The sequence below is a fragment of the uncultured Desulfosarcina sp. genome, from assembly GCF_963664155.2.
Lineage (GTDB): Bacteria > Desulfobacterota > Desulfobacteria > Desulfobacterales > Desulfosarcinaceae > Desulfosarcina.
The window spans coordinates 260595-275669 of sequence record NZ_CAXXXH010000002.1 but is presented as its reverse complement, the minus strand read 5'-3'; the positions used below and the strand labels follow the sequence as shown (position 1 = coordinate 275669).

Here is a 15075-nt window from a genome sequence, read left to right as displayed (position 1 = left end):
CGTTCAGGGCGGGATCGGTTTATCCGGCAAGACCGGCATAGATGGCCTGGGCCTTTTCCAGGGCGGCCACATCATCGATCCCCATGGTTTCGAACTCATCATCAACTACGTGAAAACCCACCCGTTTGCCGTCCTGCACCATGGTTTCGATCAGGTCGGTGAAAAAGAACTCTTCAATATCCATCATCCTGCCGTTGACCTGTTTCTGTACGATCTGCGGTCGGGATGCCAGAATGGGCAGGTAGGCAACCAACTCCGCTTTACGCACCGCGTAGATCCCTGAATTGCAGACCGTCAGCATCGCCTGGCGTTGCGACGGATATTCTTTCCAGAATTTCCACTCGGTAATTTTCCTCACCCGGCCCTTTTTAATTTCCAGCACCCCATACTGTTTCTTGTCATCGGGTGAGAAGCCAAGAATCATCAGGTCATGGGTGCTCAGGCCGTCAACCAGGGTTTCGTAAGTCGTTTTCTTTACAAACGGCACATCGCCCATGGTAATGATCACGTGCGGAGCGCGCTGCGAGGCCAAGAAATCTCCGGTAACGAGAATCGCGCCACCGGTGCCGTTGAGAACCGGCTGCTCGCAATAGACAACACCGGTGTGCCGGGTGGTGTTGATCACCTGCTCCTTGCAATGGTTGACGATCAATGCCTTGGGACCGGAAGGCAGGTTCTCCATCAGGTTCATGATAATGGGATGGCGTCCGTTAAAAACCGAGGTACCGGGTTCCAGGGGCAGCAGGGTTTTGTTCCCTTCATACCCTTTCATCCGGCTGCCTCTTCCGGCAGCCATAATAATTGAAGCGACGGGCAGGTCAGTATCCGACAGGGTCATAGAGTCTCGCTTTCTGGTGATTTTGGCAATTCGAAAAAAACCTTGCGGCAACAGGTATATACGGTTATAGAATGAATTAAAGGCATTGTAAACTGTCCAAAGTTTTCAGAACCACCCAGCACAATCACAATCGGTTTTATTGTTTATCTCATTGACCGTGGCCGGCTTTTGAGCAAACGGCGTTTTCTTCGCGTACACACGCATAACTTTTGTATTTATCTGTATTAATAGTGTATATTTGACATTTACCATCTCTGCAGACCACCCGGAAGGGTGAATTGTCCATCTGAATAAGCATCAATTGTGTCCCCAGAAAGTCTGAATATTTCTTAACTTATTGTATTTTTAATTAAAAATATTTTTTGATAAGACTTTCTTTTTCTCTTGCATTTAAATCGAAAATACATATATTCGCGCGGAAACGCTCCTGTAAAAGTTGGGCCGAAGCGTCGGCTTCTGTCATTTCAGGGCCGGGATACAGACAACCTTTTCTAAAAAAGGAAAACAGACAAAATGCAGGCCACCATAAAAAGGAACGAACAGTTGATCGTTTCACCGACACAGGCAGGTCAGGAAGGCGACGACGAACCTCCCGAACCTAGCCCATGTCTGGAAGCCGCCTCTTCCATCTCCACGCCCAAACCTACCGGACGGCTTGTCCGGTTTCCCACCCAACGCGCCGGAATCCTCAACCCGGCTGTAAGATCGTTCCGCAAGCGACATTTTCCGAGTATTCCCACCAAGCTGTGGAACGACTGGCAGTGGCAGACCAGCCATCGCATCCGCAGCCTTTCCCAACTGGAATCGATGATTTCCCTGTCCGACGACGAACGGGCGGCGTTCACCGTTACGGAAACGGTGCTGCCGCTAGGGATCACTCCGTACTACATGAGCCTGGTTTCCCGGGATGACCCGAACCAGCCCATTCGGCGCACGGTCATTCCCACCGTTCACGAAACGGTTCGCACGGCCGGTGAGGCCGACGACCCGCTGGGTGAAGATGGCATGAGCCCGGTCCCCGGCCTGGTTCACCGTTACCCGGACCGGGTGCTGTTGCTGTTGTCCGACTTTTGTTCAACCTACTGCCGCTATTGCACGCGGTCCCGGGTGGTGGGTCATGGCGGCATCCATCCCAGCCGCAACCGGCTGGAACGGGCCTTCGCCTATATCGAACGGACGCCGTCCATCCGCGATGTATTGATTTCCGGCGGCGACCCGCTGATGCTTGGCGAAGAGAAGCTCTCCTGGGTTTTGTCGAGGCTGCGCCAGATCTCCCACGTTGAGATCGTTCGCATCGGCACAAAAGTGCCGGCGGTGCTGCCCCAGCGGATCACCCCGCGCCTGGTTCGCATGCTGCGCCAGTATCACCCGTTGTGGATGAGCCTGCACTTTACCCACCCGGACGAATGCACGCCCGAAGCCCTGCGTGCCTGCACCATGCTGGCTGATTCGGGAATCCCTTTAGGGTCCCAGACGGTGCTGCTCAAGGGCGTCAACGACAGCGTGGAAACCATGCGCAGCCTGGTGCACAATCTGCTCAAGATGCGTGTTCGCCCCTATTACCTGTACCAGTGCGACCCCATTACCGGATCGGCCCACTTCCGGACCCCCATCGAAAAGGGGCTTGAAATCATCCGCGGTCTTCGCGGATTCACCACGGGCTATGCCATTCCCACTTACGTGGTTGACGCCCCCGGCGGTGGGGGTAAGATCCCGTTGATGCCCGATTATGTGGTGGGTCGTGAGGATGATGCCCTGGTACTGAGAAATTACGAAAACCGACTATACCGGTATCCTGAAGCCTACGATATCTCACCCATTTAATATTATAAACAGAACGTAACCGATCGGGGAACGCACCCTTTACGGGGAACGCGTCCCCGATGTTTTTTGGACCGGTTCCAAGGAGGAACCCATGCTGGCCATGCAGCAAACGCTGTGCGCCCGGTGTGCCCTGCAGGGGAAGACCTGCTGCCAGGGCAGAGAAATTTACATCACCCCCGGTGATATGCGGCGCATCGGCGCCGTCACCGGCGAACTTCAATTTATGGAATGGACCCGCACGGATAACCCGTCCTATATGGACCAGGACGACGATCCGGTGTGGCGGCAGCATGTTTTTGGCAGTGACGGCAGTCGACGGATCCTGAAGCGCCAATCCAATGGAGACTGCATCTTTCTGGGCGTTCACGGGTGCCGTCTGGCCCTGGAGGTGCGCCCCCTGTTATGCCGGCTGCACCCGTTTACCTATACGGCCGACCACATCGACAACGAGCCGGATACGGATTGCCCGAGGCATCTCCTGCTGGCCGGCGAATCGGTTTTCGAGGCCATTCACACGTCTGTGGAACTGGCGCGGCAATGGCACCGCCAGCTCTACGAGGAGGTAATCACCGATGGCAATGACAATCGGACTGACATACGACCTTCGCTCTGAATACCTGGCGGAAGGTTTTTCGGAAGAAGAGACGGCCGAGTTCGACCGCGATGACACCATCACCGCCATCGAATCGACGATCCAGTCACTGGGGCACCGCACCGAACGCATCGGCCACAGCCGCCAACTGGCTGCCGCCCTGGTCGGGGGCCGGCGCTGGGATCTGGTGTTCAACATCGCCGAAGGCATGCACGGCATCGGCCGCGAAGCCCAGGTGCCGGCGCTTCTGGACATGTATCGGATTCCCTATACCTTTTCAGACCCGCTGGTCATGAGCCTCAGCCTGCACAAGGGCATGACCAAACGGGTCATCCGGGACGCCGGTGTACCCACGGCCGATTTCAGCGTGGTCGAAACCCCCGGAGAGGCCCGGTCGGTGGGCTTTGCACCGCCCTATTTCGTAAAACCCGTAGCAGAGGGAACGGGAAAGGGCGTCACCCCGCAATCCATCGTCCGCCAAAAATCAGACCTCGAAGCCGCCTGCGGACGGTTGATCGATACCTTCCGGCAGCCGGTGATCGTCGAGCCCTTCCTGCCCGGCCGCGAGTTCACGACGGGCATCGTGGGCACCGGGGAAAAGGCAAGGGCACTGGGCACCATCGAGGTGCACCTGCTGGACACGGCCGAACAGGGTGTCTACTCCTATGTCAACAAGGAAGAATGCGAATCACGCGTCCTTTACCGGTTGGTGCGTCCGACCGACGACCCGGTCGTGGCCGAGGCCGAGTCGGTGGCCCTGGCCGCCTGGCGGGCCCTGGGCTGCCGGGATGCGGGAAGACTGGATCTGCGCTGCGACGAAAAAGGCCATCCGCTGTTCATCGAGGTCAACCCCCTGGCCGGCATCCACCCCGAGCATTCGGACCTGCCGATCATCTGCAACCATCTGGGAGTTCCCTATCGGGAGCTGATCGGCTGGATCATCGACTCGGCCGCCACCCGGATTCCCCGGGCGGACCGTCTCCGCGGAGACGCCTGATGCATGTGGCCATCGTTCACGACACCATCACCGATGCCGATGCACCCGATGCCCGGGACGTCTTCGCCCAAGCAGAGGCTGTGGCCCGGGCACTGGAGCAGCTGGGTCATTCGTCCTGCCGCATCGCCTGCAGCCTGAATCTGCTGGCCGTGGAGGCGGAACTGCGCCGTCGGCGTGTCGACCTGGTGTTCAATCTGGTGGAATCCATCGGCGGCCAGGGACGCCTCATCCATCTGCTGCCCTTCTGCCTGGACGCCATGGCCATGCCCTATACCGGTGCCCGGGCGGAGGCCATGATGCTCACCTCCGGCAAGGTGATGTCCAAAGGGTGGCTGGCCTCTGCCGGCATCCCCACTCCGTCGTGGATCGGCCCCTGGCCCGGCCGTGACGCCTGCGTGCACGGAAGCGATGCCGGCGGGGACACATGGATCATCAAATCGGTCTGGGAGCACGCATCCATCGGCCTGGACGAACAGAGCATTGTCAGGCAATCCGATCCTGCAACCGTTTTCTCACTGCTCCGGTCACGGGCGCCGCTGTTGGGGGGCGCCTGTTTTGCCGAACGGTTTATCGCCGGCCGGGAATTCAACCTGTCGGTGTTGGACGGTCCCCGCGGACCGGAAGTACTCCCGCCGGCGGAGATCATTTTTGAGGGATACACCGACGCAATGCCCCGTATAGTGGATTACCGGGCCAAGTGGGATGAGGACGCCTTCGAATATCACCACACGCCCCGTCGGTTCAATTTCGATGCGACGGATACCGGCCTGCTGGAACGCCTTGAAGCCCTTGCCCTGCAATGCTGGCACCGTTTCAACCTCATGGGCTATGCCCGCGTCGACTTCCGGGTCGACCCTGCAGGCAATCCGTGGGTCCTGGAGATCAACGCCAACCCGTGCCTCTCCCCCGATGCCGGATTTGCCGCCGCACTGGAACGGGCAGGCATCGCCTATGCCGATGCCATCGGCCGCATCGTCGACGATGGACTGCTGCCGGACAAGGCCGGCACCGATAGGTGAGTACCCATCATCAATGACCCTACGAAGGAACCAGCCGCATGCTCCGCATTCGACGCATCTATGACAATATCCTGCCGGTGAACAAAAGCACCCTGAGCCAGGTGCAGGAGATCCTGCGCAGCCAGTTCAGCGCCGTGGACGAAAAAGAGATCGACCACATCGCCGAGAAGCTGCGCAACCCGTTTAAGCAGCGTTTTCGCACCATCCTCTTCGTGGCCGAAAGCATCAAGGCCAAGGTACGCGGGTTCGCCATGCTGCTGCACGAACCGGAACTGCACTTCGCCTATCTGGACTGGATCGCCACGGCGTCGGGCCGGGCCGGCGGCGGGATTGGGGGCGCCCTGTACGACCGCATCCGGCGCGAAGCCACGGCACTGAAGGTGGAAGGCCTTTTTTTCGAGTGTCTCCCTGATGATGCCAATGCCTGCCCCGATCCGGCGGAACTCAAACAGAACCGCTCCCGCCTGCGCTTTTACGAGCGCTATGGGGCTCGGCCGATCATCAATACCGGCTACGAATCCCCCGTAAAGCCCGGGGATACCGGCATGCCCCACCTGGTCTACGACAGCCTGGGAACCGGCAAACCGCTGAAAAAAGCCTTTGCCCGGCAGGTGGTGCGGGCCGTGCTGGAGCGCAAATATGCGGAGTATTGTCCGCCGGACTATGTGGAAAAGGTGGTGACGAGTTTCCGGGAAGACCCCATCGCCCTGCGTGATTTTCGCTATGTCAAACCGGCGGCGATCATTACTGCCGTTGAAAGCCGTTCGGAAGAACAGATCGCGCTGATCGTCAACGACCGGCACGATATTCACCATGTGAATGAGCGGGGCTACGTGGAATCCCCGGTGCGGGTGAAAAGCATTTTAAAGGTCATCGAACCCAGCGGCCTGTTCACCGCCATCAAACCCCGTCCTTTTCCGGACAAGCACCTTCACGCGGTTCACGATGCGGATTTCGTGGGTTATCTCAAACGGGCCTGCGCCGAAGTCCCCGCCGGCAAATCCCTGTATCCCTATATATTCCCCATTCGCAACAAGACCCGGCCCCCCAAGGAACCGTCGGTGCTTTCCGGTTATTACTGTATCGACACCTTCACGCCGATCAACGCCAACGCCTATCTGGCCGCCCGTCGCAGCGTGGACTGCGCGCTGACCGCCGCCCGTGAAATCCTCGACGGCCGGCGAATCGCTTACGCCCTGATCCGCCCCCCCGGCCACCACGCCGAGCGCCGGTCCTTCGGCGGATTCTGCTATTTCAACAATAATGCCATCGCCGCCCAGTACCTGTGCGCCCATGGCAAGGTAGCCATTCTTGACGTGGACTACCACCATGGCAACGGTGGCCAGGACATCTTCTACCGCCGCAGCGATGTGCTCACGGTCTCCATTCACGGCCACCCCCGGTTCGCCTACCCCTATTTCTGTGGATTCGAGGAGGAGCGCGGCGATGGTGATGGAGAAGGGTTCAACCTCAACATTCCTCTTCCCGAAACAGTCGACGGCGAGCGCTACCGCAAATCACTGGCGCGTGCCCTGCGCCGGATAGAAGAGTTCCAGCCCCAGTTCCTGATCATCGGCCTGGGCCTGGACCCGGCCAAGGGGGACCCGACGGGTACGTGGTCGCTGACGGTGAAAGATTTTGCCGAAAACGGTCGGATGATCGGTGCCCTGGGACTTCCGGCGGTGGTCATTCAGGAGGGCGGATACCGCACGCAGACGTTAGGGAAAAATGCACTGGCGTTCTTTAAGGGTTTGGTTGATGGCGCCGCCCAGTGGGCCGACGGCCGCCACGTCTCCAACCACCGCGTTCACGGGGTGACTTTCCGGGAGTCGATCACTCCCGAGGACGGCCGGCGCGTCCGCCGCCTGGTGGACATCACCGGGTTCTTTCATCCGGAGGAAGTGGCTGTGGCGGAGGAACTGGTGCTGGAACGCCTGGAGAAGGGGGAATCCAGCGGGTATCATTTTATCATGGCCGACCACTACGGACGGCTGGCCGGTTATGCCTGCTTCGGCCCCATCCCCTGCACCACTTCCAGCTATGACCTCTATTGGATCGCCGTTCATCCGGACTTCCAGGGCCGTGGACTGGGGCGTCGGCTGCTGGTGGAAGCCGAACGCCGCATCAAGGCGGCCGGCGGCAGCCGGATCTACGTGGACACTTCCCAGCGGGTGCAGTACGCCAGCACACGCGCCTTTTATGAAAGTTGCGGATACCGCCTGGAGACCGTGCTCAAAGACTTCTATGCCGTGGGCGACGGCAAGGCCATTTATTGCAAATCACTGATATAGCTAAAGAAGGGGTCGAGGCGTCAAGAGCCCAAGGGAAAGGTGAACCGCAGAACTTCCAATATCCAATTTAGAAGGTAGCAGGCAGGGTCATTGATTTTAGCTTCAGGTGATCGAAGAGGGCCCTTTCCGGGTCGAAATCTACATCAATGCGATCCGTTATCGATTTCGATGGGTTCTCCCAATATGGAAATGCCTTCCTTCGACATTCCGCAGTTCCCTGTCCAACATTGGTTATTCGCCGTTGTCTTCCTTCTGCCGGAAACCAAAATTTCATTCAGCTTCCGTCCCACCTGTGTTATGGTCCGATCCTGAACAACCGAATCCATCCATCGGGTTGGCCCCCGGGCAACCCCGCAGAAGAGGAGTCAACCATGATTACCCATGTCGTGATGATGAAATTCAAACCCGAGGTTACCCCGGAGGACATCGATGAACTATCCTCCCTGCTGGAACGCCTGCCCGACCGCATCCACGAAATCCAGAGCTACGATTTCGGTCGGGATATTGTCCGTTCCGACCGGTCATACGATTTTGCGCTGGTGTCGGTATTTGCCAACCTGGATACCCTGAAGCACTATCAGACCCACCCCGAGCATCAGGTGGTAGTCAAAAAGCTGGGCGGTATGTGTGCGCACCTTGCCGCCGTGGACTATGAGAATGCCCCCTACCATCAACAATTCGACGCCGACATCGATCCATGGAAATCCAGAAACCTGTTTCAGCCCTCATGACGGCATCCCTGATGAAGCCAAACAACCGTGACAACCTGGACCTGGACCGGATCGTGGCTGACATCCTGTCCGGCATGTCGTTGAAAGAAAGGGCGCTCATCGCCCACATGGACGAAAAAAGCCTGCCTTATCTGCAGTATGCCTTCGATGTCTATATCAGCCGGAATATCGGGGATGATCCGGAAACCGGTGGGGAAATCATGAAGCGCGTCTGGCAGACCCTTCAGGAGACGCACCGAATTCGAATCGTCAGGGAAAGTGCAACCCCGTGAGTGGTGAGACGTTGGTTTTTCTTGCCGGCAAACGGGCCTTGAAGACCATTCGGTCACGGGGGCTCGGCCCTGACGATGTCAAGGTGATGGCCGGGGCCGCGGGCGGGCCGAAATGGCTGATCCTGGGTCATCTAGACCGGGTGCTGTTCGGCAGCTGGTTCCGGGGACGCCGGCAACCCTTGTATCTGCTGGGCTCGTCCATCGGCAGCTGGCGCTTTGCCGCCGATTCGTGTGCGGACCCGGTAGCAGCCATCGACCGCATGGAAGAGGCCTACATTCACCAGGTCTACGATCACCGGCCGACACCCCGTGAAATCTCCCGGAAAAGTCGGTCCATCATCGACTATACGCTGGGGCCCGATGGCCCCCGGGAAGCACTGGGCCATCCGTTCAACCGGCTCAGCTTGGTGGCCGTACGCAGCCGCCATCTGATCGCCAGTGAACAGCGACTTCTGCTGGGCCTGGGCCTGGCTGCGGCGGTAATGGCCAACACGCTGACCCGGCGCAGTCTCAGGTGGTTTTTCCGGCAGACCCTCTTTTCAGATCCGCGAACCCCACCGCCGTTTGCGTCGATGGGCCAATGGCCGGGTGCCGGTTCAGCGCTCTCGCCGGCCAATCTCAACCAGGCCCTGCTGGCATCCGGATCGATTCCCTATGTCATGGACGGGGTTCGCCATATTGCCGGTGCGCCGGCTGGCGTCTACCGGGATGGCGGGGCCGCGGACTATCACCTGGACGTGCCCTTCGGGCTAAACGGCGAGGGCATCGTTTTATACCCCCACTTTTCCCGCCGCATCGTTCCCGGCTGGTTCGACAAACACCTCTCCTGGCGCCGGCCGTCTGCCGACAACATGGCCGATGTGCTGATGGTTGCCCCCTCTGAAAACTTCATCTCCCGCCTTCCCAATGGCAAGATAACCGATCGGAAAGATTTCTACCGCTATGCCGGTGACGACGAACATCGTTTCGCCTGCTGGCAGACCGTGGCCGATGCCGGAAAGATCCTGGCCGAGGACTTCATGGAGGCGGTGACGTCCGGCAATATCCGCAAGCGGGTGCAACCGTTTGAGAAACATGCTCAATCACTGAAGAAATAATCGAAAGTCAATATCGGCCCAAACGTCTTCATATAGTCTTCTCCGACCAGGCCGAGGCGAAGCGCCGCTTTGGGTTGCATGGTGGTGAACTGGCCGGTAGCTCTTGCACATAAGGTCTCTTCCGCGTTGAAAATCGATCCCTCCATCAGCGCCAACCGCTCGGATTGCTTCTCCTGCATACCGCCGACGATCGTCAGGGGCTCAGCCACATTGACTGCTTTGATAAATTCCACCGTCATGGATTGGGTCATGCCGATTTTCTTGAGAAGATAGATGACGCTCCATCCCATGATCTCATCCAACATAGTTGACAGAACACCGCCGTGCACGGTTTGATCCCAACCCGTCATGGCTGGGGGCACTTGCATGAATGAATATAGACGATTACCATCCGTAGAAAATTTCATCTGCAGGCCGTGAGGATTTCGGGCACCACAACCGAAGCAGGTCTGGTCTGCACTGTTGGGAATGGGCTTCAGGATCTCTGGGTCAATGATCATGGCAACACGTCTCCGTCGAGATTAAACTTCAAAATCAATTGCAACCAAGAAATCTCCTCCTGAAAGGACATACGCATCTATGGTAACGTGTTGATATCAAATTCTTGTTTTCCAAAATGGTCAGAAGAGATTTGCTTTCAGGGCCGTCAACAAACGGGTGACATTCTCCTGTCTGGCTGTATGCCCCATGAGCCCGATGCGCCAGATTTTTCCGGCCAGGGGACCCAGTCCGGCCCCGATTTCAATTTTGTATTCCCTGAGCAGGGTGCGGCGCACAGCGGCCTCATCGACCCCGTCCGGAACCTTGACGGAGTTGAGCATGGGGAGGCGGCTGGCCGGCGCCACCAGCATCGACAGTCCCAGCGCCTCGAGGCCTTTTACCAGTTCATGGTGAAAATGCAGGTGGCGCTGGTAGACGTTGTCAAGTCCCTCCTCCAGGATCAGCTGGAGCGCCTGATACAGGCCGTAGTGCATGTTGATGGGAGCCGTATGGTGATAGGCGCGGGTGGCGCCTTTCCAGTATTTCATGATCAGGGAAAGATCCAGGTACCAGTTGGGCACCTTGGTTTTACGGTTTTCCAACGCGGCGACCGCCTTATTCGAGAAGGAAAGCGGTGCCAATCCGGGCGGACAGGAAAGGCATTTCTGCGTACCGCTGTAGATGGCATCGATGCCCCACGCATCCATGTCTATCTCCATGCCGCCGAGGCTGGTGACGGCATCCACCAGGTAAATCGTGTCGGACCCCTTCAGCAGCGCACCGATCTCCGCCACAGGGTTTTTCACTCCCGTTGAAGTCTCTGCATGGACCACGGCGACGATCTTGTAATGTTTTTGAGCGATCTTCTTTCTAACTGCATCGACCACCACCGGCGTGCCCCATTCGAACTCCAGGGTGTCGACCGTGGCTCCTAACCGTTGGGCCACGTCCTGCATGCGCATGCCGAAGACCCCATTGATCAGTACCAGTACGGGGTCATCTCTTTCGACGAGATTGACAAAACAGGCCTCCATCCCGGAAGACCCGGTACCGGACATGGGGATCGTCAGCGTGTTTTCGGTGTTGAGCAGGGTGCGAAGATCGGCCTTGATGGCATCCATGATGCGGATAAAGTAGGGATCGAGATGCCCGATGCTCTTTCTCCCCAGCGCCTCGTATACCTTGTCATGCACGCAGGAGGGACCGGGCCCCATCAAGAGAATATCTTCGATGCCGTCGAGTAAATTTTCCATAGCCGATTTGATCCTTTCAATGAGGTTGTCGAGGCGGGGGCATCCTGCCTGCCCGCCTGATTGGGGTTGCTGAAATATTTTATTTCAATCTGCCGGTTTAAAAGGTTGTCCCAAACCGCGTTTCTTCAGTTTCTCCATCTTCTCTCTGGCGTGCTGAAGGTATATGCCCGCATCGCTCTGCTCAAACAATGCGGCGCTTTTCCGATAGGCGTCCGATGCCTCGTCATGGCTGCCCATCGTCTGGAAAAGGCTGCCCAGTTCTAAAAGGGTGCGGCCGTGCATGGCCCCGGCTCCCAACTCTTTTGCCGTGTCGGTACAGCTCCGGTACCAGTCCAGGGCTTTTTGGAGAAAATGGTTTGACCGGTCGGCTCCTTCCACGCCGGACGATGGTTCCGTCAAATGGTGCAACTGCGTATAGACACACGCCATGACGAACCCGCAGGTCAGATAGCGCAGCCGACACCCCTGCCCTCTCCATTTTTCAAGAAGCTGTTCCATGCGGGCGATGCCTTCCTCCACATCACCTTCTTGAACGGATATCATGCGGTGAAAGAACCGGGCCGGTTCGCCGACGAATTCGGCACCATGGGCATCGCTGAAGGCCATCAGCTGATTGAGCAGGTTCAATGCGGAGCCGGATTGACCGCTGCTGATACGTCCGTAGCACAAGGCCAGAATCGGAAACTGGGCATACCAGGGATCGGCGGAAATGCGCACGGCCTCCTCGAAGTCCACCGCGGCCCGGGCCATGTCCCCTGAAATCAAGTAACTCCAGCCATGGCAGCAATGGCCCATGACCAGGCTGCGGATATTGGTCTGGTGCCTGCCGAACTCCAGAAGCCGGGTACCGATATCATAGGTGGCCTGCCGATCGCCGCGGTGCCAGAAGGCATACCCTTTGCCGGCAAGGGCGTGGAAAAATACGTAGGGATCTTTTACCCGCCCTTCTTCGTATAGCCGTTGTGCCGCCTGGCTGCAGGCAATGGCCTCATCGATCTTGCCCAACTCGATGCACGGAAAGCTCATCCAGGTGTTGGCGTAGGCCAGCAAACGGTTGTCGTCAGCCTGTTTACCCAGTGCGATGGCCCGGGACAGGCAGTCATAGGCCTCCATGAATCGGTGACGGTGCCACAGGGCACATCCGTGCCAGGCCCAGTACATGCCCTCCCGTGAGGGGTCCCCGAGATTATCGAGCAGCGGCTGATATTTTTGAAAAAGCGCCAGCAGTTCCCGGTTGCGGCCGCGGAAATAGAATACAAAGGCCCACTCATTGATCACGTCCAGCATCAGGGCATTTTCTTCATTGGACTGGGATTTCCACGTTTCCAGAAGGGTCAGGGCTTCCCTGAAGTATTGATCCGATTCCTCCAGCGCGCAGCGCCGCAGTGCTTTGGTACCGGACCGGATCAGGTATTTGACCGCCTTGGCGGTCGACAATCCCTGTTTGAAGTGGAGGGCCAGGGTTTCGTAGAATTCATACAGCCGGTCCGAAAAAATCTGCTCCATCACCAGGGCGATGCGTTCGTGAACCTGTTGCCGTTCCTTGTGCAGCAGGCTGCTGTAGCCGACTTCCTGGATCAACGCGTGTTTGAACATGAATTCCATTTCAGGGTGCAGGGCTCGGGTACGTACCAGGCCGCTGCGCTCCAGTTCGTTGAGCCCATCCTCGATCCCTTCGCTGTATACCGATATGCGCTTGAGGATATCGTACAGGAAGGCCCGGCCGGCAACCGAAGCCTCCTGGAGCACGCGCCTGGCCTTAAGGCTGAGCTGGTCCAGACGCGAGGCGATGACACCGTGGATCGTGGAGGGAACATCGGTTTCCAGAAAGGCGCGTTTCAACTGCCACTGGTCCTGATGGTAAATCAGTGCCCCCGCATCGATCAGGGCGTTGACCATCTCTTCGAGGTAAAACGGATTACCCTCGGCACGATCGCGAATCAGCCGGACCAGGTCCAGCGGAAGCACGCCGCCGCTTAACAGCGATTCCATCATGTCCTTGGCTTCCGACGGGGAAAGCTCGCTCAACCGGATTTCCCGATAGATGGTCCCCAAGGCTTCGGACTGACCGCTGGTGAACAGGCTGAACTGGGGGCGGTAGGTGCACAGCAGAATGGATGGGGAACCGAATTCGGCGAGCATCGCCCGGAGCAGGTCGAGACTGGCGGTATCGGCCCAGTGAAGATCCTCGAGACAGAAGACCGTCGGCTTTTCAGCGGCGATGGCGGACATGAGACGCGTGACGGCGCCGGTCAGCCGTTTCTGCCAGATTTCCGGACTCATGCCTTCGGTTTCGGGTACATCGAGCCCGAGAAGTCCCTGGATAATGGGGATCTCCTCGGCATCCGGTCCCAGCTTGGCGCCCACGCGATCGATGATGAGGGTTTTAAGGTCATCACTAGTGGCAATTTCCTTGGGATTGAGCCAGCGGCGCACCAGGTCGAGCAGCGGATAATAGGGAATGGGTTGAGTATGGGCGTAGGCGAAACCAGTGATCCAGTTCTGCTCATCGGCGGCGAACTCGGTTTCAAATTCATAGAGCAGGCGGCTCTTGCCGGTGCCGGCTTCCCCGATGATGGCGCAGATGGACCCGCAGCCCTGCTTCAATCGGGTCATGGTTTCCCGAAGCTGGGACAGTTCCAGCCGGCGGCCCACCAGACGGGCCTGCAGGCCTGTCTTTCTGCGAACCGTCACCGGGCGGTCCTTTACCCGAAGCACCGCAAAGGCTTGGATCTCATCCGTTTTTCCTTTCACCGCCTCCGGCGGCCGCACCGCGAAATCAAATATCCCCGATGCCTGGCGATAGGTCTCGGGACCGACCAGGATGGTGTTGGGTTCGGCCATATCCGAAAGGCGCGATGCCAGGTTGACGGCATCGCCGGACAACTCGTACGCCCCGTCCATGGGGTGGGGGTTGGCGGTAACGACCAGGCCGGTATTGATCCCGGTATGCATGCTGATCGGCTCGGATTCACCCATGGATTGGAACGGCTGCAGGGCGCCAATGGTCTGGTGAATTTCCCGGGCCGCCTTGATGGCCCGCACCGGATCGTCTTCGTGGGAGGTGGGCAGCCCGAAAACAGCCAGGATGCCGTCACCGATCACCCGCTCCACATGTCCGTGGTATTTTAGTATGATGGCCACCACCTTGGATTGGACGGCGGCCATCATCGCCTGGACGTCCTCCGGATCGTGTCTCTCGGACAAGGCCGTGTAACCGGTCAGATCCGTAAACAGGATCGTCACATGCCGCCGTTCGCCATGACATACCACAGGGGGTTCCGGAACATCGGCGATACGGCCGCTGCCCGCCGGCGATGCTTTCATCATATCCGTCATCCGGCTGCCGCACTGGCCGCAATACTTGCTGCCTGACGGATTGGACACACCACACGCCGGACATTCAATGCCAATACGGCTGCCGCACTGGCGGCAAAACTTCGCACCCGGATCCACAGCGGCCATACAGTTGGGACAATTCATGGAAGCCCTCCGGTATGATTGAACGGTAATAATCGGTCGTCGGCAGACCCGCTGACGCCTGAACCATCATGAAAACGCATGGGCAGGCTCATTTTTACTGGGAAAGCAGGCTGTCAGCATCGTTAAAGGGATTTTTCCGTCTTCGCGGATATCCTGACGGGTGAAGGATTGCGGCATCAACCCGACCGCGTTCAGCTT

At 58.2% G+C, this 15075-nt stretch carries 12 protein-coding genes; 8 read left to right on the top strand and 4 right to left on the bottom strand.

Annotated elements, in window-relative coordinates:
* Nucleotides 1-19: 19 nt before the first annotated feature.
* On the bottom strand, nucleotides 20-838 hold the full coding sequence (locus ACHZBS_RS25480) for an NTP transferase domain-containing protein (protein WP_394708058.1): 819 nt from the start codon (nucleotides 836-838) through the stop codon (nucleotides 20-22).
* A gap of 513 nt (nucleotides 839-1351) precedes the next feature.
* On the opposite strand from ACHZBS_RS25480, the gene ACHZBS_RS25475 reads away from it, so the two are divergent.
* The 8 genes from ACHZBS_RS25475 (at nucleotide 1352) to ACHZBS_RS25440 (ending at nucleotide 9661) form a co-directional block, all read left to right on the top strand.
* Entirely contained in the window at nucleotides 1352-2662 is a 1311-nt protein-coding gene (locus ACHZBS_RS25475; RefSeq protein ID WP_319409356.1) for a KamA family radical SAM protein, read from the top strand.
* Between the two features lie 91 nt (nucleotides 2663-2753).
* Nucleotides 2754-3275, top strand: a complete 522-nt coding sequence (locus tag ACHZBS_RS25470; RefSeq protein ID WP_319409355.1) for a YkgJ family cysteine cluster protein — start codon at nucleotides 2754-2756, stop codon at nucleotides 3273-3275.
* Complete coding sequence (locus tag ACHZBS_RS25465; protein WP_319409354.1) at nucleotides 3235-4251, top strand: D-alanine--D-alanine ligase; 1017 nt, start codon at nucleotides 3235-3237, stop codon at nucleotides 4249-4251. The genes ACHZBS_RS25470 and ACHZBS_RS25465 overlap by 41 nt, the downstream gene beginning before the upstream one ends.
* Entirely contained in the window at nucleotides 4251-5270 is a 1020-nt protein-coding gene (locus ACHZBS_RS25460) for a D-alanine--D-alanine ligase (protein ID WP_319409353.1), read from the top strand. Before ACHZBS_RS25465 ends, ACHZBS_RS25460 begins: the two co-directional genes overlap by 1 nt.
* A gap of 38 nt (nucleotides 5271-5308) precedes the next feature.
* Nucleotides 5309-7561, top strand: a complete 2253-nt coding sequence (locus ACHZBS_RS25455) for a GNAT family N-acetyltransferase (protein ID WP_319409352.1) — start codon at nucleotides 5309-5311, stop codon at nucleotides 7559-7561.
* Nucleotides 7562-7932: 371 nt separating this feature from the next.
* Nucleotides 7933-8292, top strand: a complete 360-nt coding sequence (locus tag ACHZBS_RS25450; protein ID WP_319409351.1) for a Dabb family protein — start codon at nucleotides 7933-7935, stop codon at nucleotides 8290-8292.
* Nucleotides 8293-8303: 11 nt separating this feature from the next.
* Nucleotides 8304-8564: a hypothetical protein gene (locus tag ACHZBS_RS25445; RefSeq protein WP_319409350.1), complete on the top strand. Its 261-nt coding sequence runs from the start codon at nucleotides 8304-8306 to the stop codon at nucleotides 8562-8564.
* Nucleotides 8561-9661 (top strand): patatin-like phospholipase family protein, encoded by a 1101-nt coding sequence (locus tag ACHZBS_RS25440; protein ID WP_319409349.1) that lies wholly within the window; start codon nucleotides 8561-8563, stop codon nucleotides 9659-9661. Before ACHZBS_RS25445 ends, ACHZBS_RS25440 begins: the two co-directional genes overlap by 4 nt.
* Here the strand turns inward: ACHZBS_RS25440 and ACHZBS_RS25435 are convergent.
* The 3 genes from ACHZBS_RS25435 to ACHZBS_RS25425 all read right to left on the bottom strand — a co-directional run bounded on the left by ACHZBS_RS25435 (nucleotide 9643) and on the right by ACHZBS_RS25425 (nucleotide 14877).
* Nucleotides 9643-10161, bottom strand: a complete 519-nt coding sequence (locus ACHZBS_RS25435; RefSeq protein WP_319409348.1) for a PaaI family thioesterase — start codon at nucleotides 10159-10161, stop codon at nucleotides 9643-9645. The genes ACHZBS_RS25440 and ACHZBS_RS25435 overlap by 19 nt on opposite strands.
* Nucleotides 10162-10281: 120 nt before the next feature.
* Nucleotides 10282-11394, bottom strand: coding sequence for an alanine--glyoxylate aminotransferase family protein (locus ACHZBS_RS25430; RefSeq protein ID WP_319409347.1), 1113 nt, complete (start codon nucleotides 11392-11394; stop codon nucleotides 10282-10284).
* 84 nt (nucleotides 11395-11478) lie between these two features.
* Nucleotides 11479-14877, bottom strand: coding sequence for an AAA family ATPase (locus tag ACHZBS_RS25425; RefSeq protein ID WP_319409346.1), 3399 nt, complete (start codon nucleotides 14875-14877; stop codon nucleotides 11479-11481).
* Nucleotides 14878-15075: the final 198 nt, after the last annotated feature.

Coding starts and splice junctions, on each gene's coding strand:
- ACHZBS_RS25445 (WP_319409350.1), top strand. CDS start 8,304: ATGAAGCCAAACAACCGTGACAACCTGGACCTGGACCGGATCGTGGCT.
- ACHZBS_RS25435 (WP_319409348.1), bottom strand. CDS start 10,161: ATGATCATTGACCCAGAGATCCTGAAGCCCATTCCCAACAGTGCAGAC.
- ACHZBS_RS25475 (WP_319409356.1), top strand. CDS start 1,352: ATGCAGGCCACCATAAAAAGGAACGAACAGTTGATCGTTTCACCGACA.
- ACHZBS_RS25450 (WP_319409351.1), top strand. CDS start 7,933: ATGATTACCCATGTCGTGATGATGAAATTCAAACCCGAGGTTACCCCG.
- ACHZBS_RS25455 (WP_319409352.1), top strand. CDS start 5,309: ATGCTCCGCATTCGACGCATCTATGACAATATCCTGCCGGTGAACAAA.
- ACHZBS_RS25425 (WP_319409346.1), bottom strand. CDS start 14,877: ATGAATTGTCCCAACTGTATGGCCGCTGTGGATCCGGGTGCGAAGTTT.
- ACHZBS_RS25480 (WP_394708058.1), bottom strand. CDS start 838: ATGACCCTGTCGGATACTGACCTGCCCGTCGCTTCAATTATTATGGCT.
- ACHZBS_RS25470 (WP_319409355.1), top strand. CDS start 2,754: ATGCTGGCCATGCAGCAAACGCTGTGCGCCCGGTGTGCCCTGCAGGGG.
- ACHZBS_RS25430 (WP_319409347.1), bottom strand. CDS start 11,394: ATGGAAAATTTACTCGACGGCATCGAAGATATTCTCTTGATGGGGCCC.
- ACHZBS_RS25465 (WP_319409354.1), top strand. CDS start 3,235: ATGGCAATGACAATCGGACTGACATACGACCTTCGCTCTGAATACCTG.
- ACHZBS_RS25460 (WP_319409353.1), top strand. CDS start 4,251: ATGCATGTGGCCATCGTTCACGACACCATCACCGATGCCGATGCACCC.